The organism is Cupriavidus sp. GW821-FHT07C08 (assembly GCF_059419025.1).
On sequence record NZ_JBWKQZ010000091.1, the window covers coordinates 1 to 862 of the forward strand.

The 862-nt window shown below is 63.8% G+C and carries 2 protein-coding genes; both read right to left on the reverse strand.

The window, feature by feature from the left end:
* On the reverse strand, positions 1-320 hold a 320-nt coding region (locus AC07UK_RS38835), incomplete at its 3' end, for a helix-turn-helix domain-containing protein (RefSeq protein ID WP_494688361.1).
* The coding region (locus AC07UK_RS38840) for an IS607 family transposase (protein ID WP_494688362.1) at positions 314-862 on the reverse strand (549 nt) is incomplete at its 5' end. The genes AC07UK_RS38840 and AC07UK_RS38835, both read right to left, overlap by 7 nt.

An 862-nucleotide genomic window follows, 5' to 3' on the forward strand; every position in this document is an offset into this window, starting at 1 on the left:
TTGCGGAACTGCGGATAGCGGGCGCGGCCCGCGAAGAAATTCTTGAACGCGTCGCCCAACTGGATGATCGCCATCTGCGGCGCATTCTTGGTGACTTCCAGCATCCACGGAAACTGCTCGCGCTTGATCGCGTTCAGTTGGCGTCGCAACGCTGCCTGCGACGGCTTGAGCAGCGCATTGTCCGTCTTCCACGCCTCGTACTGGCGCTTCCACTCGGCCAGCGCCCAGTTATAGGCGAAGCGCGCCGTGCCCGCCGCACGCGCTAGATACGTGGCTTGCGCGTTGTTCGGATCGAGGGCGATGCGGTGGGCAATCAGCATGACTGGGCATGCTCGACGGCCTGGCGCACGCCTTCGAGCAGCTTCTGATTCTTGCGCGAACGGCTGCCGTAGAGCCGGGCGCTGAACACCGTGATGATCTCCAGCACGTCCTTGGCCAAGTCTTCCTCGAACGTCGTGTCCTCGCCCTGGTTGAGGATCACGACCTCGACGTTCTTCGCCTCGCAGATGGCGAACACCAGTTCCGCACCGAAGCGCAGCAGCCTGTCCTTGTGGGTGATGACCAGGCGCCCGACAGCGCCCTCGATGATCGCGCCCAGCAGGCGCTTGAGGCCCTTCTTGTGGTAGTTCATGCCGGAGCCAAGGTCGGCAATCACCTCAAACGTCCAGCCCTGGCGGGCACAGTAAAGCTCCAGCACCTGCTTCTGCCGCTCAAGGTCATCCTTCTGGTCGTGGCTGGAAACGCGGGCGTAGGCCACGGTGCGTCGCGCCGTAGCGGATGCATGGAATTGTTCGGGCCGCAGCCGCGCCAGATCGTAGCGACGACGCCCGCCCGCTGTGCGTTCGTCCGGAATGAGCTTGCC